At 69.3% G+C, this 20840-nt stretch carries 22 protein-coding genes and 1 riboswitch; of the genes, 9 read left to right on the forward strand and 13 right to left on the reverse strand.

Features of this window, described 5'->3' with window-relative positions; translation table 11 throughout:
• Positions 1-37: 37 nt before the first annotated feature.
• Genes ACW9TB_RS04860 through ngcE form a run of 3 tightly spaced genes read right to left on the reverse strand, consistent with a single transcriptional unit; the run spans position 38 to position 3255 of the window.
• Complete coding sequence (locus ACW9TB_RS04860) at positions 38-943, reverse strand: carbohydrate ABC transporter permease (protein ID WP_472746702.1); 906 nt, start codon at positions 941-943, stop codon at positions 38-40.
• Positions 943-1854, reverse strand: coding sequence for a carbohydrate ABC transporter permease (locus ACW9TB_RS04865; protein ID WP_472746703.1), 912 nt, complete (start codon positions 1852-1854; stop codon positions 943-945). The genes ACW9TB_RS04860 and ACW9TB_RS04865 overlap by 1 nt, the downstream gene beginning before the upstream one ends.
• 6 nt (positions 1855-1860) lie before the next feature.
• On the reverse strand, positions 1861-3255 hold the full coding sequence (gene ngcE / locus ACW9TB_RS04870) for an N-acetylglucosamine/diacetylchitobiose ABC transporter substrate-binding protein (protein WP_472746704.1): 1395 nt from the start codon (positions 3253-3255) through the stop codon (positions 1861-1863).
• Positions 3256-3650: 395 nt separating this feature from the next.
• On the opposite strand from ngcE, the gene ACW9TB_RS04875 reads away from it, so the two are divergent.
• From ACW9TB_RS04875 to ACW9TB_RS04900, 6 genes are all read left to right on the forward strand, one after another.
• Entirely contained in the window at positions 3651-4298 is a 648-nt protein-coding gene (locus tag ACW9TB_RS04875; RefSeq protein WP_472746705.1) for a class II aldolase/adducin family protein, read from the forward strand.
• A 204-nt stretch (positions 4299-4502) separates the two neighbouring features.
• Positions 4503-5723 carry a DUF4032 domain-containing protein gene (locus tag ACW9TB_RS04880; RefSeq protein ID WP_472746706.1) on the forward strand — a complete coding sequence of 407 codons (1221 nt, stop codon included), beginning with the start codon at positions 4503-4505 and terminating at the stop codon, positions 5721-5723.
• Between the two features lie 143 nt (positions 5724-5866).
• Positions 5867-6247, forward strand: coding sequence for a roadblock/LC7 domain-containing protein (locus tag ACW9TB_RS04885; protein ID WP_472746707.1), 381 nt, complete (start codon positions 5867-5869; stop codon positions 6245-6247).
• A 4-nt stretch (positions 6248-6251) separates the two neighbouring features.
• Positions 6252-7127, forward strand: coding sequence for a hypothetical protein (locus ACW9TB_RS04890; protein ID WP_472746708.1), 876 nt, complete (start codon positions 6252-6254; stop codon positions 7125-7127).
• A gap of 52 nt (positions 7128-7179) precedes the next feature.
• Entirely contained in the window at positions 7180-7566 is a 387-nt protein-coding gene (locus tag ACW9TB_RS04895) for a roadblock/LC7 domain-containing protein (RefSeq protein ID WP_472746709.1), read from the forward strand.
• 42 nt (positions 7567-7608) lie between these two features.
• Entirely contained in the window at positions 7609-7980 is a 372-nt protein-coding gene (locus tag ACW9TB_RS04900; protein ID WP_472746710.1) for a hypothetical protein, read from the forward strand.
• A 76-nt stretch (positions 7981-8056) separates the two neighbouring features.
• Here ACW9TB_RS04900 and ACW9TB_RS04905 read toward each other — a convergent pair whose 3' ends face one another.
• From ACW9TB_RS04905 to ACW9TB_RS04930, 6 genes are all read right to left on the reverse strand, one after another.
• Positions 8057-8917 (reverse strand): alpha/beta fold hydrolase, encoded by an 861-nt coding sequence (locus ACW9TB_RS04905; protein WP_472746711.1) that lies wholly within the window; start codon positions 8915-8917, stop codon positions 8057-8059.
• A 117-nt stretch (positions 8918-9034) separates the two neighbouring features.
• Entirely contained in the window at positions 9035-9889 is an 855-nt protein-coding gene (locus ACW9TB_RS04910) for a hypothetical protein (protein WP_472746712.1), read from the reverse strand.
• A 257-nt stretch (positions 9890-10146) separates the two neighbouring features.
• Positions 10147-10296, reverse strand: a riboswitch (cyclic di-AMP (ydaO/yuaA leader).
• A 233-nt stretch (positions 10297-10529) separates the two neighbouring features.
• A complete protein-coding gene (locus ACW9TB_RS04915; RefSeq protein ID WP_472746713.1) occupies positions 10530-11276 on the reverse strand; it encodes a DUF4253 domain-containing protein in 747 nt (248 codons plus the stop codon).
• 227 nt (positions 11277-11503) lie between these two features.
• The gene (locus ACW9TB_RS04920; RefSeq protein WP_472746714.1) at positions 11504-12343 is read right to left on the reverse strand and encodes a carbohydrate ABC transporter permease; all 840 of its coding nucleotides are present in this window, start codon (positions 12341-12343) and stop codon (positions 11504-11506) included.
• Positions 12340-13236 carry a carbohydrate ABC transporter permease gene (locus ACW9TB_RS04925; RefSeq protein ID WP_472746715.1) on the reverse strand — a complete coding sequence of 299 codons (897 nt, stop codon included), beginning with the start codon at positions 13234-13236 and terminating at the stop codon, positions 12340-12342. The genes ACW9TB_RS04920 and ACW9TB_RS04925 overlap by 4 nt, the downstream gene beginning before the upstream one ends.
• A gap of 160 nt (positions 13237-13396) precedes the next feature.
• Complete coding sequence (locus ACW9TB_RS04930) at positions 13397-14659, reverse strand: extracellular solute-binding protein (protein ID WP_472746716.1); 1263 nt, start codon at positions 14657-14659, stop codon at positions 13397-13399.
• Positions 14660-14829: 170 nt separating this feature from the next.
• Between ACW9TB_RS04930 and ACW9TB_RS04935 the strand changes: the two genes are divergently transcribed.
• A complete protein-coding gene (locus ACW9TB_RS04935; RefSeq protein ID WP_472746717.1) occupies positions 14830-15615 on the forward strand; it encodes an IclR family transcriptional regulator in 786 nt (261 codons plus the stop codon).
• Between the two features lie 213 nt (positions 15616-15828).
• Positions 15829-16800, forward strand: a complete 972-nt coding sequence (locus ACW9TB_RS04940) for a sugar kinase (protein ID WP_472746718.1) — start codon at positions 15829-15831, stop codon at positions 16798-16800.
• A gap of 33 nt (positions 16801-16833) precedes the next feature.
• Here the strand turns inward: ACW9TB_RS04940 and ACW9TB_RS04945 are convergent, their stop codons facing one another.
• From ACW9TB_RS04945 to ACW9TB_RS04955, 3 genes are all read right to left on the reverse strand, one after another.
• Positions 16834-18117, reverse strand: coding sequence for a hypothetical protein (locus ACW9TB_RS04945; protein ID WP_472746719.1), 1284 nt, complete (start codon positions 18115-18117; stop codon positions 16834-16836).
• Positions 18114-18512 (reverse strand): PadR family transcriptional regulator, encoded by a 399-nt coding sequence (locus ACW9TB_RS04950; RefSeq protein ID WP_472746720.1) that lies wholly within the window; start codon positions 18510-18512, stop codon positions 18114-18116. Before ACW9TB_RS04950 ends, ACW9TB_RS04945 begins: the two co-directional genes overlap by 4 nt.
• Before the next feature lie 263 nt (positions 18513-18775).
• Positions 18776-19093, reverse strand: a complete 318-nt coding sequence (locus tag ACW9TB_RS04955; RefSeq protein WP_472746721.1) for a hypothetical protein — start codon at positions 19091-19093, stop codon at positions 18776-18778.
• Positions 19094-19222: 129 nt separating this feature from the next.
• Here ACW9TB_RS04955 and ACW9TB_RS04960 point away from each other — a divergent pair, with 129 nt between their 5' ends.
• Positions 19223-19606, forward strand: a complete 384-nt coding sequence (locus ACW9TB_RS04960) for a DUF427 domain-containing protein (RefSeq protein ID WP_472746722.1) — start codon at positions 19223-19225, stop codon at positions 19604-19606.
• A gap of 97 nt (positions 19607-19703) precedes the next feature.
• Here the strand turns inward: ACW9TB_RS04960 and ACW9TB_RS04965 are convergent, their stop codons facing one another.
• Positions 19704-20576, reverse strand: coding sequence for a class I SAM-dependent methyltransferase (locus ACW9TB_RS04965; RefSeq protein WP_472746723.1), 873 nt, complete (start codon positions 20574-20576; stop codon positions 19704-19706).
• Positions 20577-20840: the final 264 nt, after the last annotated feature.

Genomic DNA, 20840 nt, shown 5'->3' on the forward strand with positions numbered 1-20840 from the left:
GATTACTCGCCGGAACTCTTCGTTTGACCGGATCCGGTCATTTGACCGCGCCGGAGGTCAGGCCCGACTGGATCTGGCGCTGGAAGATGATGTAAATGATCATGACGGGAATGATGGCCATGCTCAGCGCGGCGAACAGGCCGGGCCAGTCGGCCTCGTACCCGGCGCTGGTGGAGATGTTGGCGACACCCTGGGTGATCACCCACTTGTCCTCGACGTTGCCGGAGAGCAGCACGATCGGCAGGAGATACTGGTTCCACTGGCCCAGGATGTTGAAGATCGTGATGCTGATCAGGCCCGGCTTGGCCATCGGCATCATGACCTGGAAGAACGTCCGGGTGTGCGAGCAGCCGTCCATCATCGCCGCCTCGGCCACCGAGGTGGGCAGCGTCTTGAAGAACGCCGACAGGAAGAAGACGGTGAACGGCAGCGAGTAGGCGATGTAGACCAGGATCAGGCCGAGGTGGGTGTCGATCAGGCCGAGGTTCTTCACCACGAAGAACAGCGGGACCAGCGCGAGGAAGACCGGGAAGGTCATGCCCGACACGAACAGGAAGTAGATCAGCCTGTTGCCGGGGAAGGTGTAGCGCGCCAGCACGTACGCGGCCATCGAGCCCAGGAGCATGGTGCCCGCTGTGCTACACGCCACCACGAAGACGGTGTTCAGCATGTACTGGCCGATGTGGGCCTTCTCCCAGGCCCGCCCCCAGGCGTCCCAGCCGAAGGAGGCCGGGAGGGTGATGGCGTCCCCGAAGATCTCGGTGTTGGTCTTGAAGGAGGACAGGAACGTCCACAGGATCGGGCCGACGATCAGGATCGCCCAGACCAGCAGCGCGACGTGGGACAGCGCGCCGAAGACCCCGAGCGGGTTCTTCGCGCGGCGCCTGACGTGCGCGGGGGCGGAGGGGCGGGAGGCGGGCTTGCGAGCCGTGTCCGTGGCCATCAGAACTCGATCCTCTCGCGCCGGGTCACGCGCAGGGTGAGGGCGGCGAACGTGATGGTCATGAAGAACAGCGCCACGCCCATCGCCGACGCGTAGCCGAACTTGGAGAAGTTGAAGGCCGTGCGCCAGATCTCCATCGGCAGCACCGTCGTGGAGTTGTCGGGCCCGCCCCGGTCGACCGAGAGGACCTGGACCAGGGCGAAGGCGTCGAACGCGGCGATGCCGAGATAGACCCAGGCGACCTGCATGGTGTCCCACAGCAGCGGGATCGTGATTTTGAAGAACAGCGTGAACCGGCCCGCGCCGTCCAGCGCGGCGGCCTCGAACACGTCCTTGGGGATGGAGGACATACCTGCGGAGAACAGGACCACGTAGAAGCCGACCGCCTGCCAGACCATCACCGCGATGATCGACAGCAGGGCGATGTCCGGGTCGATGAGCCAGCCTACCGGCTCGATGCCGACCTTGCCGAGCAGGCCGTTGATCACGCCGGTGCCGTCCGGGCGGTAGATCGCCTGGAAGAGCACGCCGACGATGGCCACGGCCAGGACCTGGGGCAGGAAGAAGATCACACGGTAGACCTTCGAGCCCCAGATCCCGGTCATCTGGCCGCCCCGCTGCCCGCCGCTCAGGTTGAGCAGGAAGGCGAAGAACAGGGCGATCACGATCGTGACCAGCGGCATGACAAGCAGCAGAACACCGTGGTGCCGCACCGCGGCCCAGAAGACCTCGTCGTCAAGGAGCCTGGTGAAGTTCTCCAGGCCGATGAACTGAGGGTTCGCCGAGATGCCCTTCCAGTTGGTCATCGAGATGTAGAAAGCCTGTATGTACGGGCTGATCACGAAGACCACGTAGAGGAGGACCGGCGCGGCGAGAAAGCCGACGATGAACGGATACTTGCCCTGCCGCATCGGGAACTACACCGTCCGGTTCTGCTTGGTGACGGACGAGTCGGCCTTGGTCTTGTCGGCGGCCTTCTGCATCTTCTCGCAGAACTCGTCGGCGGTGATGCGGCCGAACATGAGCGCGTTGGTCTGCTTGCGCAGCTCGGTCTCGAACTCCTTGTACCAGTTCTCGAAGCTGCTGAAGGTGACGATGTTCTGGCCCGCGGCGGTCTGCGCGGCGCTGAGGCTCGCGTTGCCGGGCGACAGCTCCAGGCCGTCGGCGGCACCGGTCACGACGGTGATGTTGCCCGACTTCTCGGTGAAGCCCCGCGCGCCCTCCTTGGAGAGCATGATGCGCAGGTACTCCAGGCCGCCCTTGGGGTTCTTGGCCTTGGAGGGGACGAGGTACGCCTCGCCCGCGGCGGCACGGATGGCCTCGAACGGCATCTTGTCCGCGGCGGTGACGCTGGGGGTGGGCGTCAGCGCGTACTTGAAGGTCTCCGGGGTCTGGTCCTTCTGCTCGTTCTCCAGCCAGGAGCCGGAGGGGTACAGCGCGATCTTGCCCTGGTTCTGGCGGAGCTGGACCTCGGTGTGGATCAGGCCCTCGAAGGACTTGTCCATGAACTTGGCGATCTCGGCCCAGGCGGCGGCGGACTGCTTCATGGCGTCGCGCTGCCAGACACCGTCGACGAGGTTGTCGACGTCGACGAGGATCTGGTTGCCCTCGATCTTCGCGGCGGAGATGAGGATCATCCAGTACGCGTAGTAGGAGGCGTTCTTGCCCGCGTACGCGAAGGGGGTGACACCGGCGGCCTTGGCCTTCTCGGCGAAGGTCTTGAACTCCTCGAAGGTCTTCGGCGGGGTCCAGCCGTTCTTCTCGAACAGCGCGGAGTCGTACCAGAGGCCGTACGCGGAGAAGACGTAGTTCATCAGATACGGCTTGCCGTTGATGAGGCCCGACTCGACGGTGCCCGGCGCGACCATGTCGCGCACCTTCTTGCTCGGGTCGTCGATCGAGGGGGCGTCCCACAGCTCGGTGAGCTCCAGGAGCTGGTCCTCCTGCTGCAGGGCCGCGTTGTCCATCAGGTCGGTGCCAGAGTTGGCGATCATGTCGGGGACGTCACCGCCGGCGAACCTCGGCTGCAGGGTCTGCGCGATCTGCTGGGTGGCGACGTGCTTGACCTGGGCCTGCGGGAACGCCTTCTTGTACAGCGGCTCGTGGACCTCGGTCGCGTAGCTGTCGCCCAGGCCGCCCTTGAAGATGACGACCTCAAGCGGCGCGTCGGCGGCGACGCCGAACGGGTTCGCCGCGGATACCGCACCGCCCGCGGAGGGTGCCGCGGAGGCCGGGGTGGCGGGGGCCGCGCCGCCGCCGGTGGCGCAGGCGGTGAGCAGCCCGGAGCCGGGACCGGCGATCAGAGCGGTCATGCCGATCCGGCGGAGCATCTGCCGCCGAGTGATATCTCCGGGCGTACCAGCCGATGTGGACATGTAACCCTCCTGGACGGGGGATCAATTAGGAAAGTTTCCTAAACGTTTGCCCGAAGGTACGTACCCCCGGAGTCCACCGTCAAGAGCTCGTATCCGGTCTAGACCGAGCCGTGATGTCCTCGCGACATATCCGGTAGAAACCAAACGCCAGGGAAGTGCAATCCAATGACAGAACGGCACATAGTAGCCGATATTTCCCTGCAAACCATTGACGGGCGGTCCACGGAGAGGTAAAGGAACCATGTTCGCCGGTCATCCAGTGAGCGACAACCGGTCTAGACCAGATAATGAGGGTTTGCCGCCCGGTACCGCAACCCCCTACTTTTGAGGACATGTTGCTGGCCGAGCAGCGCCGACTGCTGTGTGAGTACGGCCACCGGGCCGTCACGACCGGACTGGTCGTCGGAACGGCGGGGAATCTCAGCGTGCGCGCGGGCGATCTGGTCGCCGTGACGCCCAGCGGCGTGGCCCTCGACCGGCTGGAGCCCGGGTCCTGCCCGGTCGTCGACATCGAGGGGCGCCTCGTCGAGGGCGACCTGCGGCCGTCGTCGGAGACCCCCATGCACCTGGCGGTCTATACGACCACCGGCGCCGGTGCCGTCGTGCACACGCACTCGGTCTTCGGCACCGTGGTCGCGACGACCATGAGCGAGCTGCCGCCGATCCACTACAACGTCCTGCTCCTCGGCGGGACCGTCAGGGTCGCCGAATACGCCACCTACGGCACCCCCGAGCTCGCCGCCTCCGTCAAGGCCGCGCTCAAGGACAGGCGTGCCGCGCTGATGGCCAACCACGGCGGGGTCACGATCGGCGACGACCTGGACGGGGCCTTCGAGGCGACCCGGCTGCTGGAGTGGCTCTGCGAGGTCTACGTACGGGCCAGGAGCGTCGGCGAGCCCCGCGTGCTCACCGAGGAGGAGCTCGCCGCGGTGGTCCGCCGCGCCTTCGACCCGCCCACCTTCCCCCGCCGCGAGGACTGACCACGACGACCCCGCCGCGGCGCCCTCCCCCGCGAGAACCGGCCGCGGCGCCGACCGCCCTCCGCCCGTACGCCACCGTCTCCCCGCGAGGACCGGCCACCTCCCCCAACAGGACTCCCCCGCCGCCCCGCCGTGAGAACCGGCCGCGGCACGACCACCCGCCCGACCGGCACACCGCCGGACTCCCCGTCGCGAGGATCGACCATGCCCCTGCAGCTCACCGGCGCGCCGAGCGATCCGGACCTCATCCGCCTGCCCTGGGACGTCCCGCTGGAACAGTGGCCCGAGCACCGCCTGGTCTCCCTGCCCCGCGGCATCTCCCGGCACGTGGTGCGCTTCGCCCGCCTGTCGGGCAAGGTGTACGCGATCAAGGAGATCAGCGAGTACTACGCCAAGCGCGAGTACCGCCTGCTGTGGGACCTGAGCCGGTTGGACACCCCGTCCGTCGAGCCGGTGGCCGTGGTCACCGGGCGGACCGGCGCGGACGGCGAGCCGCTCGACTCGGCGCTCATCACCCAGCACCTGCAGTTCTCCCTGCCCTACCGCGCGGTCATGTCGGGGACGGTCCGGCCGGAGACGCTCAACCGGCTGCTCGACGCCCTGGCCGTGCTCCTCGTACGGCTGCACATCAGCGGCTTCTACTGGGGCGACTGCTCGCTGTCGAACGTCCTGTTCCGCAGGGACGCGGGCTCCTTCGCCGCGTACCTGGTCGACGCGGAGACCGGTGAGCTGCACCCCATGATCAGCGAGGGCCAGCGGCTGTACGACATCGAGGTGGCGCACACCAACATCTTCGGCGAGATGCTCGACCTGGAGGCGGGCGGGCTGCTGCACTCCTCCGTCGACCCCGAGCAGGTCGCCGACTCGGTGTGTCAGCGCTACCACCGTCTCTGGGGCGAGCTCACCTCGGACGACATCATCGACGAGGTCGACTGGCACATGATCGACCAGCGGATCCGACGGCTGAACTCCCTGGGGTTCGACGTCGCGGAGATGATGGTCCGCCGCAAGGCGGGCACCGGGCGGCTCATCGTCCGGCCCAAGGTCGTGGACGCCGGGCACCACCAGCGCAGGCTGCTGCGGCTGACCGGCCTGGACGTGGAGGAGAACCAGGCCAGGCGCCTCCTCAACGACCTCGACTCCTTCCGCGTGTCGCACGGCCTCCGCCACGAGGACGAGGCGATCGTGGCCCACCGCTGGCTGGCCGAGGTCTTCCAGCCCACGGTGCAGGCCGTGCCCCAGGAGATGCGGGGCAAGCTGGAGCCCGCCCAGTTCTTCCACGAGGTGCTCGACCACCGCTGGTACATGTCGGAGGAGGCCGGGAACGACGTCGGCCTGCCCGCCGCGGTGAATTCCTATGTGAAGAACATTCTTGTTTTCAAGCCGGACGAAAAGGCACTCATCGCCGACGAACTAACGGGTTGATTCCCACACGGGGTGGATGACTTCCTACCCGGGTGGGGAATTCTCCGCCTTCTCCTATCAAAGCCCTAGCCAGGGCCGCCAGTTCCCGAAGGTCTTCCCTACGCTGACCGGGCGACGACTGGAGTCGCTGGCGAGGGAGAGATGTGCTCGGAATCGAAGACTGTCTCACCGAGGTGATGGCCATCCCCGGTGCCCTGGACGCGATCCTCATCGATCAGACCAGCGGGACCGCGGTGGCCACCGGCGGCGCGATCCGCCACGCCGACGTGGAGAGGTCGGCCGCGGGGCTGAGCGAGACCCTGCGCGCGACGCTGGACGGGCTCGCCGCCACCACGCCCGGCGGTACGGTCCGGATCAACGACATGATCATAACCACGGACGGCGGACACCATTTACTGAGGCCACTGGAAACGCTTTTCGACGGCCCGCTGGTCATTTACGTCCGGCTCGATCTGGAACGCTCGAACCTGGCACTGGCCCGCCACCGTCTCCAGGCCCTTTCCGGCCGTCTGATATCGACGTGAAATCATGCCGAGCGTCGAGAACATCCTCAGCGGGCTCGCCGGCGACCACGCCACCGGCTCCCTGCGGCTCGGCAGGGCGGGGGTCATCTACCTCACCGACGGTCGCGTGACCTACGCCGAGAGCGCGTCCGCGCCCCGGCTGGAAGACCTGCTGGGCGCCTGCCGAGGGATATCCGCCCACGCCGTACGGCAGGCCAGGCAGGCCGCCACCCGTCAGCGCCCCGACCCGGAGACCCCCCGGCCGACGGGCGGTGAGCGGCTCGTCTCCCAGGGCCTGCTCACCAGGGGGGAGCTGGAATTCTGCGTGCTGAGCACGGTGCTCGACGCCGCGTACTTCCTGCTGCAGGCCACCGGGCACCGGCCCAGGTTCCGGCGGGGAGAGCGGCACTGGCTCGGACCGCAGTGGTACTTCGACGCGACCGGCCTGCTCCGGGAGTGCGAGCGAAGGAAGGCTCAGTTGGAACAGACCTGGCCGTCCGCGGAGCTGGACACGCTCCCGGTCGTTCCCCTGGCGCGCATCGGCGCCCAGCGGGTGGTACTGAGCGCGCTCCAGTGGGAGGTGCTGGTCGGCGCCGACTCCACGGCGACCCCGGCCGACCTGGCCCGCAAGCTGGGCCGTCCCGCGTACTCGGTGCTGCTCGCCGTACGGCAGCTCGCCTCGTCCGGGCTGCTCCGCGTCCCGGAGCCCGGCCCGGCCGGGACTTTCACGGCCCCCGCCACGCCGGACCCGCTGCCCAGGCGGACGAGGGGCGCCACGGAGATCCCGGCGGCCGGAACGGGCTCCGCGGAGACGTCGGACTGGCTCCCCAGGGCGAACGGGGACCCGGCCGACGTCAACCTGCTCATCCGGCTCAGGAACGCGTTGGAGGCGATGACTTGAGCCCGGTCACATGCCGATAAGGCTACGGACGCTGAAGCTGATCGGAAGGAGGATGCCGGTGGAACTGCGCGAGGAGATACGGCGCGAGATGGCGGCGCTGCGAGAACGCATACCCGACGTGAACGGGAGCATCGCGTGCAGCGTCGACGGCCTGACGATAGCGAGCGACCTGGAGAGGGACGCCGAGCAGACCGGCGCGCTCTCCTCCGCGGTGCTGGCCCTCAGCCGCCGGATGACGAGCATGGCCGGGAAGGGCACCTTCGAGGAGACGCTGATCTCCGGTACCAACGGCTACGCGGCGTTCTACGCCGCCGGACCCAAGATCGTCCTCACGGTCCTGGCACGCCCGGGGACCAACCTCGGGCTGCTCCGGCTGGAGGGCCGCAAGACGGCGGACAGGCTGGCCGCGGTCAGCTCGCGCACCTCGATATCCCAGTGAATTCCAGTGAATTCCAGTGAATCCCAGTGATCGGAGACAGCAATGGGCAACATGGACATCTCGCTCAAGGAGATGATGACGATCGACGGTGCCATCGGCGCGGTCGTCGTCGACTACAACAGCGGGATGGCGCTGGGCGCGCTCGGCGGGTCCAAGGACCTCGACCTCCAGGTGGCCGCGGCGGGGAACACCGAGGTCGTCAAGGCCAAGCTCCGGACCATGGAGTCGCTCGGCCTCAAGGACGGCATCGAGGACATCCTCATCACGCTCGGTACGCAGTACCACATAATCCGCCCGATCTCGGGCCGGAGCGGCAAGGGGCTCTTCCTCTACCTGACTCTCGACCGGAACCGGGCCAACCTCGCGCTCGCGCGGCACGTCCTGCGCGGCATCGAGGAGAAGCTCGAAGTCTGACCCTCCGGTGCGGCCCGCGCCCCGGGAGGCACGGACCGCACCGGAGCCCACCGCACCGGAGGTCACGTACCGGAGGTCACCGTACTGAGTCCGCGGAGGTGGTGAGTTCGTCGATCGCGTCGGCGAAGGAGGGCCAGAGCTCGGCGGGCAGGTCGTGGCCCATGCCGGGGAAGGTGATCAGCCGGGCGCCGGGGATCGCGTCGGCGGTGGCGACTCCGGCGGGCAGCGGGACGAGCGGGTCGTCCTCCCCGTGCAGGACGAGAGCCGGAGTCGCGAGCTCCTTGAGCCGGGGCGCGCGGTCACCGGAGGCCATGATCGCGGCCACCTGCCTGGCCGTGCCCGCCGGGTCGTACGACCGGTCGTAGCCCAGCCCGGCGATCTCGGCGTTCCACTCCCGGTCGAACGGGTAGCCGGGCGAGCCGACGGCGGCGCAGTTGTCGAGGGCCCGCCGGATCGCGCTCTCGCGGTCGGGGGTGAAGGCGGGCATGAGCACGTCCGGGTCGGTCAGCAGGGCGGCCTGCGGGCTCGGCGTGGACATGATCGAGGTGAGGCTGCGCACCCGGTGCGGGTGGCGGATCGCGAGCGACTGCGCGATCATCCCGCCCATCGAGAGGCCGACCACGTGGGCGGTGTCCCAGCCGAGGGCGTCGAGCAGCCCGGCCGAGTCGTCGGCCATGTCACCCAGCAGGTAGGGGACCTCGCCGCTCCCGTCCAGGGCGGGCGTCCCCGCCTCGGTGAGGTGGGTGCTCTCGCCGCTGTCGCGGTTGTCGAAACGCACCACGTGGTACCCCCGGTCCGCGAGCAGCGCGCAGAACCTCCCGTCCCACTGGATCATCTGGCAGCCGAGGCCCGTGATGAGCAGGAGGGGGCGAGCCTCCGGAGAGCCGAAGGTCTCGTAGGCGATCTCGATGCCGTTCGCCGGGGCCCGCAGAGTCATGGCACTCCTACCGTTCGTGCTGGTTCTGCGGGACAGAATGCCATTCGGGGGAAAACACGACACCGGCGGGGTGTTCCCGCCGGTGTCCCGGGACCGCCTCACACGGACGTGAACGGGTCAGTTCTTCAGGGTCCCGAGCTTGGCGGCGTGGGCACCGGCGGTGGCCGCGGCGGCCGGGGTGCGCACGGAGGCGGACTCGACCATGACCTTGGGCTTGCCGATCCACGGCCGCGCCTCGGCGCTCACCCGCTGGGTCAGCAGGCCTATCCCCAGCTGCCTCGCCATCGCGAAGACGGTCGCCGGAGGCTGGGCCGGGGTGGTGTCCCTGCGGCCCCAGGCGCCGGTGGAGAAGGCCACGGGGTGGTTCTTGATCCCCGTGCCGTCGCCCCACTTGGTGACCACGTACTGGATGTCGATGTGGCCCATGCCGCCGTTGCCGTCCACGCCGAGCGTCCCGGCGTTGAACGTGCCGCCGGTCAGGTCGGCGAAGGTCTTGGCGTCGATGTCGATCATGACACCCTGGTTCGAGGGGTTGCCCGGACCTCGGTCGCCGACGAAGAACTTGGCCTTCTGTCCCTTGTAGAGGATGTAGCCCTCGGTGAGCAGGGGCCAGCTCGGGCTGGCGATCATGCCCTTCTGCATCGGCCTGCCGCTGGCGGGCAGTCCGGTGTCACCGGCCCGGCCGGAGGAGTCGTCCCAGAAGTAGGAGGCCGTGGTCGCCCCCTGGAGGAGAACGGCCTCGGCACCGGCCGGGGCGCCGACCGCGGGGTCGTCGGCGAGGCGGGTGGAGGCGGGGGTCGCCGAGGCGTGGGAGGGAAGTGCCAGGGCGACGGCGGCGGAGGTGAGGACACTCGCGCCGACGAGGGCGGCGGCGACGAGGCCGCGCCGGAGGGAGGCGTTCTTGTACGGGAGCTGTTCGCCCGGACAGGACTCGTTCAGGCTGTTCTTGCGCAGACCAAAGAAGGGGTGCATGGAGAAGTGGCTCTTTCGCGAGGGAACGGGGCAGCCAGGTGCCAACACCGAAGGGGTGCACCGGCGGGGACGCGCTCGTCGGAAAAGGGGCGTAGCCGGATCAGCCGATCGCTACGCGGAGCACGGTCCTGAGGGTGCCGCGATCAGACGCGGCGGAAGGTCAAGGAGGTCGGGGGGACGGGGCTGGCGTGAAAGCTCAGGTGGCCGGTGCGGACAGGGGGTCCACCGGCGTGGTGACGCGGTGATCCATGAGGGGGATCTCCTCTCCATCTCGTCTACCGGGTTAGCTGACGGGTTCGGGCGGTGGAGTTGCCCTACCGCCGCGCGGTCGCGGCGGATTCACCCCGGAAAAGTGGTTCCCCGGCTCCGGAGCCTCGCGGGCTCTCGGGATTCGACGTCGGCCGGCCGCTCCCTCTTGTGAAGGGCAGGTCGCCAACCGATAACAGTGGACACTACCTCCCAAAACGGACAAAGCAAAGCAAACGCCATGAAAACCCCAGAAGATCTACCTGCAAGCTTCAAGAAAGCCTCATCGACCACCCCGCCAGGCCAACACCCGCCCTACCCGCGCGAATGTCCTCCCCGTCGCGGCGATCCGCACAGGGAGCGGCAAGGCGGCTCGCGGGTCACCCCCGGCCGGTCAGTCCCACCAGAAGGACCAGGCGTTCCTGCCCTTGATCTGCTCGGCGTAGTCGACGAGGTTCCCCGCCCCCTGGATGATGCTGTCGGGGCAGAACGTCCAGTGCTCGGCGGCGACGTGCAGGGCGTGCTCGGAGGTCGTCGGGGGCGCGGCGACGCTGAGGTCGAGGGTGTTGAACCCCATGCCGACCACCCGCACCCCGAACCTGTCCTCCCAGCTCCGTACGACGGCCGCGAGCGGGACCATCCACTCGTTGTGGTTCAGGGCGCCCTGCCAGCCCATGACGGCGAGGGCGTCGGCCCCGCGCTCGACCGCGACGAGCCCGAGCGGGGTCCTGCGCTCGGCCACCAGCCCGGCGTACCAGTCGGCGACCACGCCGGGATCGGCGGCGAGCCTTCCCGACGGGGCCGGTCCCGGGCACTCGGGCCCGAAGGGGTCGAGGAGTTCGAGCTGGTCGAGGTTGGCCTTCGCGATCCAGTCGGACCACACCTCGGCCATGAACGCGGCGGCGTGGTAGTTGTCGATCTGGCTCGCGGTGTCCGGGGCGATCTGGCCCGCCGACCAGGGCTGCACGGAGTCCTCCAGCAGGACCGGCCACAGCCCGGACTGCTCGTGCTGGCCCCTCAGCCTGGCCCAGTACTCCCCCGAGACGGCCACCTCGCTGAGCCAGAACGCCGGACGGCGACGGACCGCGAGCTGAGCGTAACCGGGGTCGGGCCACACCACGTCTCCCGGCGGCAGGTCCACCGAGAGCCTCCGGCCTCCACTTCCGTCGCTCCCGCCGGTCCCCTCACCTCCGTCGGCGAACAGCTGGCCCAGAACTGGCGGAAGTTGCCCACGCTCGCAATCGCTCATCTCTACCGATCCGATCCTGACCACGGACCAATTTTGGCCTGTCAACCATCCCGAGGGACAGTTCTGCCCTGGTCCAGGCAAAAATTATCGGTATAGGGGAGAACGGAGCCGGGCGGGTGTCAGTCCTTCACCGCCCCGCCCAGGCCCGCGACCAGCCTGCGCTGGACGGCCACGAAGAAGATCAGCACGGGGACGGTCATCAGCGTCGAGGCCGCCATGATGCCGCCCCAGTCGTTCTCGTCGGGCTTGAAGAAGACCAGCAGGGCCGCGGGAAGCGTCTGGTTGTCCCTGGCCGAGATGATGAAGGTCCTGGCGAAGATGAAGTCGTTCCAGGCGGTGATGAACGAGAAGACGCTCGTGGCGACCAGTCCCGGCGCGACGAGCGGAAAGATGATCCGCCACAGGATCGTCGGCCGGCTCGCGCCGTCGATCATCGCGGCCTCCTCCAGCGTCTCGGGCACCGCGGCCACGAACCCCCGCATCATCCAGATCGCGAACGGCAGCGAGAACGCCAGGTGGACCAGGACGAGCGAGCCCAGGGTGTTGAGCCCCACCCCGGGCACCACCGCGCCGAGGTCGCGGACGAGGAAGAACAGCGGGATGGTGAGCGCCTCCACCGGCACCATCTGCGCCACCAGGAACATGATCAGCACGGTCGTACGGAACCGGAAGCGGAACCGGGTCACCGCGACCGCGGCGAGGAAGGCCACCAGCGCGGACAGGACGACGACCGTCAGGGCGACGCCCAGGCTGTTGAGGAAGTAGCGGCCGAAGTTCTCGCCGCCGAGCACCCGCAGGAAGTGGTCGAGGGTCGGCGCCAGGGTCCACGGGCGCACCTCCAGCGACTGGATCTCCCCGGTGGGCTTGAGCGCCGAGAGCACCATCCAGTAGATCGGGAAGAAGGTGACGAACGCGGTGACCAGCGCCACGACGTTGGCGGCCAGGCGGGACCTGCTCACAGCCTCTCCCCCGTACGGTAAAGGGCGCGGATGTAGAAGAGGGTGACCGCGAGCAGGATGAGGGTCGTCACGACGCCGATCGCCGCGCCGAGCCCGTACTCCGAGGAGCCGAACGCCGTCTGGTACGCGTAGACGTTGAGCACCGTGTTCTGTCCCGCTATCCCGCCGCCGTTGGTCATCACGTAGATCTGCGTGAAGATCTTGAAGTCCCAGATGACCGACTGGATGACCACGATCGTGATCAGCGGCCGCAGCATCGGCACGATGATCCGCCAGAACGAGCTCCACGCGGAGGCGCCGTCCAGGGAGGCCGCCTCCAGGACGGAGACCGGGACGGCCTGGATCCCGGCGTAGAGGGTCACCATGACGAACGGGAAGGAGTGCCAGACCACCGTGGCGCCGACGATCCCGAAGGTCACCCATTTGTCGTAGAACCAGTTGTAGCCCTCGATGCCGAGGACCTGGTTGACCAGGCCCAGGTCGGCGTCGAAGAGGAACATCCAGACCGTCGAGCCGGTCATGGCGGGCGCGGCCCAGGCGGCCATCGCCGCCAGCGAGAGCAGCAGCCGGGGCACCCGGCCCGCCCGGGTGAGCACGACGGCCAGCGTCGCGCCGACGGCCAGGGTCGCGACGACCAGGGCCGCGGCGAACCCCACGGTCTGCGCCAGCACCGACCAGAAGCGCTGGTCGCCCAGGAGCGTCGCGTAGTTCTCGACGCCGATGAACCGCGTCGGCTCTCCCCCGCTGACCTGGGCCTGCCGGTAGTCGAACACCGACAGCAGGCCGAGCATGTAGATCGGGTAGCCGAAGAGCGGCAGCAGCACGGCCGCGGAGGGCAGCAGGTAGAGCCACGGCCTGAGCCCGCGGCCGGGACCCGCCGCCGTGGCGGTCATGACCGCGTCTCCGTGCCCGGCGGGGTCGCTGTCTCCGGTCTCGCCGGGATCAGGGCGACGGTCATGACCGCTGAACCCGGGAACGTGAAACCGGTCACGACCGCTGAACCCGCCGGGAAGGTGGAACCGGTCACGATCGCCGGGACCGTGGGGAGGCTGGTCATGACCGGCCGAACGCGGCCTTCACCGCCGTGGCGGCCTCCTCGGTCGCCTGCTCGACGGTGGACTGCCCGGTGGCGATCTTCTGCAGCATGGTCGGGATGACCTTCTGGTTGTCGATCTTCACCCAGGCCGGGTCGATCGGCACGAAGCGGGTACCGGCCGCGACGGTCTCCAGGAACGGCTTGAGGAAGGGGTCCCTGGCCGCGATCTCGTCCCGCGCGGAGGTCAGCGTGGGCAGGTTGCCCATGGCCTCGTACATCTTGGTCTGGTAGACCTTGCCGCCCAGCAGCTGCAGGAACTTGAACGCCAGCGAGCGGTGCCCGCTGTTCTTCATGACGCCGAGGTTGTTGCCGCCGGAGAAGGCCGGGGCGATCGAGCCCTCCTCGGTGCCCGGCAGCGGTACGACGGCGTACTTGCCCGCGGCGGCCCCCGCGTCCACCGCGGACCTGCTGAAGTTGCCCAGGATGCCCATCGCGGCCTTGCCGCTGGCGAACAGCTCGACGGTCTTGCCGCCGGTGAGGCTCGCGCACGCCTGCGGCGGGCAGTTGTCGTCGGCGAGCAGGTCGGTGTATGCCTTCACCCCCTTGCGGGAGGCCTCACCGCCGAGGTCCTCGATGTCGCCTCCGGCGTCCCAGACGAAGGGCAGCGCGCCGAAGGTGTACTCGCCGCCGACGGCGACGCCGTACAGGTCGGGCTTCTCCTTGCGGATCGCGCGGGCGGCCTCGGTCAGGGCCTTGATCGTCGTGGGCGGCTTGAGGCCGAGTTCCTCGAAGACGTCGGTGCGGTAGTAGAGGGCCCGGATGCCGATGTACCACGGCAGGCCGTAGACCTTGCCGTCGACGGTCGCGGACCCGAGCAGGTCGGTGCCGACGTCCTTGGCGTCCGGCCAGCTCGCGAAGTCGGCGCTCAGGTCGGCGAAACCACCCGCGGCGGCGTACTCGGCCAGGTCGGTGTTGCCGTACTCGGCGACGTCGGGAGCGCTGGCCGGGTCGTTGAAGGCGCCCTTGAACCTCTCGTGCCTCGCCGGTGTCGTCGGGATGTAGGTGACCTCGACCTTCACGCCCGCGTTGGCCGCGGTGAACTCCTTGATCGCCTCCCCCACGACCTTCTCCTTGGGAGCGCGGTTGGGCTCGTCGAAGAGCCAGACCCTCAGGGTCCCGGACTTCTCGTCGCCACCGCTCGCGGACGGGGCGGTGGACGGCGCGCACGCGGCGAGGGCCAGCAGGGTCACCCCCGCCACGACCGTCTTCAGGACCTTCACAAGCGTCTCCTCCCGTTGGCGGCAGACCCTAGGAAGCCTCACCCGCCACGGGAAGCGGGACGTCGATTTGTTGTGCAGTGCAGAACGTTGTGCTGCAAAGTGGCCGAGGGGCGGCGTACTCGCCTACCTTGACCAGGTATTCGATTGCCGGATCACAATGGGAAGCCGCGATGAGTGAGCCCGCTCCGGAACGCAACCAGTCGGCCTCGCTCCGGCGCGCCCTCGCCGTCCTCGCGCACGTACGCGACCACGCGGGCGCGGGCCACGGCCTGTCGCTCACCCGGCTCGCCGAGTCGCTCGACCTGTCCAAGAGCACGGTGCTCCGGCTGGCCGCCCCGCTCATCGAGGCCAGGCTCCTGGAGCGCGACCGCAGGAGCGGCGCCTACCGGCTGGGCAGCGGCGCCCTGCACCTCGGGCAGGCATACCTGGCCACGCTCGACCTGCGGACGGTGGCCGCCGAGGAGTCGCACCGGCTGATGACCGAGGCCAGGGAGACCGTCCACCTCGTGGTCTACGACCCGCCCGACGTGGTCTACATCGACAAGGTCGAGAACGAGACCAACGTGCGCATGGCCTCGCGCATCGGCAGCCGCACCCCCGTCTACCGCACCGCCGTGGGCAAGGCGATCCTCGCCTGGCAGCCGGAGGAGGCCGTCGAGGAGATCGTGGCCGCCGGGATGCCGCACGTCACCCGGTACACCATCACCGACGCCGCGCGCCTGCGCGCCGAGCTGGGCCGGATCCGGCAGCGGGGCTACTCGGTCGACGACCGGGAGAACGAGCCCGAGGTGCGCTGCGTCGCGGCGCCCATCTTCAACCACAACGACGTCGCCACCTCGGCGATCTCCATCTCGGGTCTCACCTCCCGGATCACCGCCGCGCGGGTACGGGACCTGGGCCCCCTGGTGGCCGAGACGGCCCTGCGCATCTCCAGGAAGCTCGGGTCGACCCGGTGACCGGAAGAACCGGGCACCCCCGCCACGACACCCGGCGCACCCCGCTCTCCCCGGCTCCCACCGGAAAAACCGGGCACTCCCGCCACGACACCCCGCCCTCTCCGCTCTCCCCGACTTTCACCGGAAAAACCGGGCGCCCCCGCGAGCCCGTCACGACGTCCGGCGAAGCCGGGCACGCCCCGCCCTCCCCGACTCCCAAAGGAACCGTTCTCCATGACTGATCTGGTAACGCTCGGTGAGAGCATGGCGCTGTTCACCGCGCGGCGCACCGGCCCGCTCAGGCACGCCCGCGACTTCGGGCTCGGCGTGGGCGGCGCGGAGTCGAACGTGGCCATCGGCGTCTCCCGCCTCGGCGGGCGCGCGGCCTGGATCGGCAGGGTGGGCGCCGACGAGTTCGGGGAGCTGCTGCGCTCGACACTGGCCGGGGAGGGCGTCGACGTACGGGGGATGCGGGTGGACCCCGAGGCGCCCACCGGCCTGATGATCAAGAGCAGGCGCACGGCCGAGATGGTCGACGTGCGCTACTACCGCTCGGCGAGCGCCGGGTCCCGGCTGCGCCCCTCCGACCTGGACGTCTCGCTGATCCGTTCGGCACGCGTGCTGCACGTCACGGGCATCACGCTCGCGCTGTCGGCGTCCGCCGCCGACGCGGTCCGGGCCGCGATCGCCGAGGCCCGCGCGGCGGGCGCGACCGTCTCGATGGACATCAACTACCGCCGCGCCCTGTGGACGCCCGCCGAGGCGTCCGCCGCGCTGCGGGAGACCGTCGCCTCGGTGGACGTCCTGTTCGCGACCGAGGCCGAGGCCCGCCTGATCGTCCAGGGCGACGACCCGCTCACCCTGGCCGGAGCCCTGTCGGCGCTCGGCCCGCGCCACGTCCTCATCAAGCGCGGCGCCCTCGGCGCGATCGAGCTCTCCGACGGCGCCGTACGGCACGCGGAGCCGTACCGGGTCGTCGAGCTCGACCCGGTGGGTGCCGGGGACGCCTTCGCCGCGGGCTGGATCGCCGAGACCCTCGCCGGGGCGAGCCCCGAGCGGCGCCTGGCGACGGCCTGCGCCGCCGGTGCCTTCGCCGTCACCGCCGACGGCGACTGGGAGAGCCTGCCCCGCCGCGCCGACCTCGCCCTCCTGCGCCCGGCCGACACGGTGGGCGCGGCCGACACGGTCGACGCGGTCAGCCGCTGAGCCACGTTCGGCGGAGCTTGGCGGCTCCGGGTCTCACGATCTCTCCGAGGTGCCGGTGACCACGGCGATCCGCTGCCGGGTGTCGAGGGTGTGGGGGTGGTCGGGCCCGAGCTCCCTGGTCTGTGTCCGCAGGACGCGCCGCAGTTCGCGCAGTGCCCGCCGGTCGGTGCGGGCACCGGGCCGCATCAGGGCGCGAGCCAGGGCCAGGTGTTTGCGGGTCTCCAGCGTGTTGGGATGGCCGGGGCTCAGCACCCGTCGCATGTCGGCCAGCAGGGGCCACAGGACCGCGTACGCCTCCGCCCCGCGCCCGTTCTCCACGAACATCTTCCCCTTGGAGTGCCGGGTGTCGAAGGTGTCCGCGTGGTCGGGGCCCAGCTCGCGGACCCGGTCGGCTATGACGGCGTCATAGCCGACCGCCGCTTCGAGGACGCGCCGCTGCCGGCCGACCGTCCACAGGCGCTTGCACCGGTTGTGCAGCCGGTCCGCCACGTGAGTACCCGGCGTCAGGGCCATGCGGGCCTCGATGGCACTCAGTCCCGCTTCGGCCTCCGAGAACCGTCCCGCGTTGTGCAGTGCCCAGCAGTGCAGTCGCGCCGTCTTGAACGTCCGCGGATCCGTGACCCCGAAGACCCTGGCCTCGTCGTCCATCAGTCCGCGCAACAGCGTTTCGGCCTGGAGGCGGCCGAGTTGAAGCAGCGCGTGGACGTGGGCCCGGCGCAGCCCGAGGGCGGGTTGCCGACAGGGTCCCAGACGCTCGACCAGCGGCAGGGCGGCCTCGGCGAGCTCCAGGGCGGCACGCTCGTTCCGGTCGTCGATGTAGGTCTCGCACGCCGACGTCGTGGTCGTGACCAGGACCGCCAGGCCCTGGTCGTCGAACGCCTCGGACGGGTGTCCGAGCAGCCGCCGCAGCCGGGTGACCAGCCTGCCGAACTCCTCGCGGCGGGCGGGGGACTGCGCGCGGATGTCACCGCCGAAGCCCCGCAGGGCGGTGTCGAGGGCCACGACGGCGCCGAAGAGATGGCCCGTCCCCGCGCCTTCCCATCCCGGTGCGCCCGATCGCCCGGACGCGCGCCACAGTCGTTCGTGGATCCCTCGCAGCGCGAGGCCGAGGGCGAACAGGAATTTGGCCACCTGGGCGGGACAGTTGTCCAGAGCCTGGAGCTGTTCGACGAGCCGGACATCACCCCGGGGCGTCCGGCCGTACGAAAGCCGGACCGCCCAGTGGATGAGCCCGCGCGCCGCCCATTCGAGAATGCCGCAGCACTGGGCGGCCACTATCGCGACGATGACACCGAGCAGTATTTTCTCAAGCGTCATCTCGCACCACCCGGTAACCATCGGCCAACGTGGCCGACAACGTCGAAGAATCCGGACAGCGGATTCGGCATCGGGGAACGCGCCGGGCGTGTCGTACGGAGCAGTGCCTCGGGCCAGCGCTCGGCCAGTATCTCGCGGGCGGCGGGTTCCCCGACACCGGTGAGGTGATACATGCGGCGCGGAGGCTTGCCGGGATCGGGATTACGCTCCTCCCAGCGACCGACGACCCAGTCGGCGTCCTCAAGACGGTCCAGCATCTTGTAGGTGGCGGCGCCGGAGAGGCCCGTCGACTTCTTGATCTCCCATCCGTGCAGTTCGGTGTTCTCCTCGAATGCCCGGACGAAGACGTCCAGCACCCGCAGGAGCGGCCTGGTGATACGGGTCGGGAACGACATGCGGCTTAGGTTACCTATGCAGTCTAACAAAGGAAAGGGGTTGGGATTATATTTCGCCCTTCCCTTCTTCAACCGCGTCCAGGATTGTTCGACGACTGCCCGAAATGGCGATAAAGGCGTTTTCATAAATGACCGGAACCGCGAAGCCCTCTCGCCCGCGAGCCGGGCCGGGCCGACGCCCTGGGGACGGAGCAGCGGTTCGCCACCCGCGTTCACGGAACGGACGGCGGCCCGCGTTTCGCAAGGGGAGCGAAGCCGGGGACCTACGGTTCGAAAAGCACGAGCCGGTGCCGTCGCGCCATCTCCAGCACCACGCGGCACACCTCACCTGCCCGGGGGAACACCGCGTTCATCAGCACGAAGTCCTCACTTACCGTGAGCGGCTCGGACCATGGGGAAACGCCGTAGTTGTCGGCGGTGAGGTCGGGGAAGACCGCCGTCAGCTCCTCGTAGAAGGCCGCCACCTCCGGGCGCGGCTCACCGGGCACGGCGTCGCTCTCGTCCCAGGCGAGATACCGGCGCAGGGCCTCCTGCGCGGTGATCGGTTCGGCTCCGAGCCAGGCTCCGAGTTCAAAGCTCACGTCACATCCTGGCACTAGCCCCGGTTATCCGCCGTTGGATACTACGTCCCCCGTGGACACACGGGGGCGGGGGCGGCCCCGTGATCCGGGGCTCCGGCAGACTGGGGGTGAGAGAAAGGGGTTCCCGCCATGACCGACAAGCCCATCCTGCAGCCCAGCCCCAGCCACCCGATCACGATCACGGCGAACCCGGCCCGGGTCGTCGTCTCGGTGGGCGGCCGGGTGATCGCCGACTCGCAGCACGCGCTGACGCTGCGGGAGGCGGCGTACCCGCCCGTGCAGTACGTCCCGATCGCCGACGTCGACCGCTCGCTGTTGGAGCGGACCGACACCGCCACCTACTGCCCTTTCAAGGGTGACGCGAGTTACTACACCGTCACGGTGGACGGGAAGCAGGCGGTGGACGCGGTGTGGTTCTACGAGTCGCCGTACCCGGCCGTCGCCGAGATCAAGGACCACGTCGCCTTCTACCCCGACCGGGTCGACTCCATCGTCGAGCAGCCGACCACCTGACCCCGGGGCGTTCGCCCGCCGGAGGCGGCCAGGGCCGCGAAACAGGCCACCGGCGGGCGGGGACTCGCACGTTGTCCGGCCGCCGCGTGACAGGCCGCTAGCGGGCGGGGACTCTCGCACGGGCGAGCACGGACAGTTCGAACGGGCGGAGCGAGTCGGTGCGTTCCCAGCTCTCGGGGGCGATCGTCTCGCGCTGCCGGACGTACTCGACCGGCTGGAGCCGGTGCTCGAACAGGAGATCGTCCATCTGCTCGCAGCTGAGGAAGGTCCGCCAGGGCTCGCCGTGCTCGGCCGCCGCGGCCATGACCATCTCCGCGTAGGACTGGCCCGCCTCGTCGCGCGACCCGGCCGGGAGAAGGTGCTCCACGACGATCTCGGTGCCGGGCGCGAAGCCGCTGACGGCCGCCAGGGTCTGGCCGATCGCCTCCCGGGTGAGGTACATCGTGACCCCGAGCCAGCTGACCAGCGCCGGTCGGCTCGGGTCGAAGCCCGCCAGGACGAGATGGTCCGTCAGGGACCGGGCGGACTCCCGCTCGAAGTCGACGGGTACGAAGACGGCGGACGACGGCACCTTCGTCCCCGTCGCGGCCAGCAGCGCCCGCTTCCAGTCCTGGGTCGAGGGCCGGTCGACCTCGAACACCCTGACCTGGCTCGCCGGTTCGGACCGGCAGGCGAAGGAGTCCAGCCCCGCGCCGAGGATCACGTACTGGTCGATGCCACGGGCGACCAGCGCGGACAGCCGGTCCTCGGTGTAGCGGCTGCGGGTGACGGCCGTCGTCCGCGCGCCGGACAGAACGAGGTGGCCCCCGTAGGACCGGTGGTAGCCGAGGAGTTCGTCCGCGCGCTCCCCCAGGAAGGTCAGCGCCATGGTGTCGGCGAAGATCAAGGGGGTGTCGTCGACAAGGAGATGTGCCGCACGTGCCGCGGCCGCCATGAGAGCCGTCCGGCTCGGTTGTCCATTGTTCGTCATGGCAGCGGACATTACTCGCAAGTTTTGACATTATACCGCAAAAACAAAAATTCCAAAAGAGTCCCCGGATTGCGATTCGGCGACGAATGTGAATCTCTCAATCTCGGGATGACGTGCGGCTTTGAGGCCGGGGGACGACATTCCCGCACCGTTTCGTCCCTCGCGGGAATGCCGACATCGATTACCGGGTGAACCTGTGGAGTGAAGCCACCGGACGTGTTCGCGCTGGACGAGAAGTACGTCTCCACCGGCGGACCGTCCGGC

This window comes from Streptosporangium sp. H13245, from assembly GCF_055690525.1.

What these genes read in the sequence shown, in the direction of transcription:
- ACW9TB_RS04945 (WP_472746719.1), bottom strand. Translation starts at nt 18,117, where the DNA reads ATGACGCTTGAGAAAATACTGCTCGGTGTCATCGTCGCGATAGTGGCC.
- ACW9TB_RS04875 (WP_472746705.1), top strand. Translation starts at nt 3,651, where the DNA reads ATGTTGCTGGCCGAGCAGCGCCGACTGCTGTGTGAGTACGGCCACCGG.
- ACW9TB_RS04890 (WP_472746708.1), top strand. Translation starts at nt 6,252, where the DNA reads ATGCCGAGCGTCGAGAACATCCTCAGCGGGCTCGCCGGCGACCACGCC.
- ACW9TB_RS04960 (WP_472746722.1), top strand. Translation starts at nt 19,223, where the DNA reads ATGACCGACAAGCCCATCCTGCAGCCCAGCCCCAGCCACCCGATCACG.
- ACW9TB_RS04940 (WP_472746718.1), top strand. Translation starts at nt 15,829, where the DNA reads ATGACTGATCTGGTAACGCTCGGTGAGAGCATGGCGCTGTTCACCGCG.
- ACW9TB_RS04880 (WP_472746706.1), top strand. Translation starts at nt 4,503, where the DNA reads ATGCCCCTGCAGCTCACCGGCGCGCCGAGCGATCCGGACCTCATCCGC.
- ACW9TB_RS04905 (WP_472746711.1), bottom strand. Translation starts at nt 8,917, where the DNA reads ATGACTCTGCGGGCCCCGGCGAACGGCATCGAGATCGCCTACGAGACC.
- ACW9TB_RS04895 (WP_472746709.1), top strand. Translation starts at nt 7,180, where the DNA reads ATGCCGGTGGAACTGCGCGAGGAGATACGGCGCGAGATGGCGGCGCTG.
- ACW9TB_RS04900 (WP_472746710.1), top strand. Translation starts at nt 7,609, where the DNA reads ATGGGCAACATGGACATCTCGCTCAAGGAGATGATGACGATCGACGGT.
- ACW9TB_RS04935 (WP_472746717.1), top strand. Translation starts at nt 14,830, where the DNA reads ATGAGTGAGCCCGCTCCGGAACGCAACCAGTCGGCCTCGCTCCGGCGC.
- ACW9TB_RS04865 (WP_472746703.1), bottom strand. Translation starts at nt 1,854, where the DNA reads ATGCGGCAGGGCAAGTATCCGTTCATCGTCGGCTTTCTCGCCGCGCCG.
- ACW9TB_RS04965 (WP_472746723.1), bottom strand. Translation starts at nt 20,576, where the DNA reads ATGACGAACAATGGACAACCGAGCCGGACGGCTCTCATGGCGGCCGCG.
- ngcE (WP_472746704.1), bottom strand. Translation starts at nt 3,255, where the DNA reads ATGACCGCTCTGATCGCCGGTCCCGGCTCCGGGCTGCTCACCGCCTGC.
- ACW9TB_RS04860 (WP_472746702.1), bottom strand. Translation starts at nt 943, where the DNA reads ATGGCCACGGACACGGCTCGCAAGCCCGCCTCCCGCCCCTCCGCCCCC.
- ACW9TB_RS04950 (WP_472746720.1), bottom strand. Translation starts at nt 18,512, where the DNA reads ATGTCGTTCCCGACCCGTATCACCAGGCCGCTCCTGCGGGTGCTGGAC.
- ACW9TB_RS04910 (WP_472746712.1), bottom strand. Translation starts at nt 9,889, where the DNA reads ATGCACCCCTTCTTTGGTCTGCGCAAGAACAGCCTGAACGAGTCCTGT.
- ACW9TB_RS04925 (WP_472746715.1), bottom strand. Translation starts at nt 13,236, where the DNA reads ATGACCGCCACGGCGGCGGGTCCCGGCCGCGGGCTCAGGCCGTGGCTC.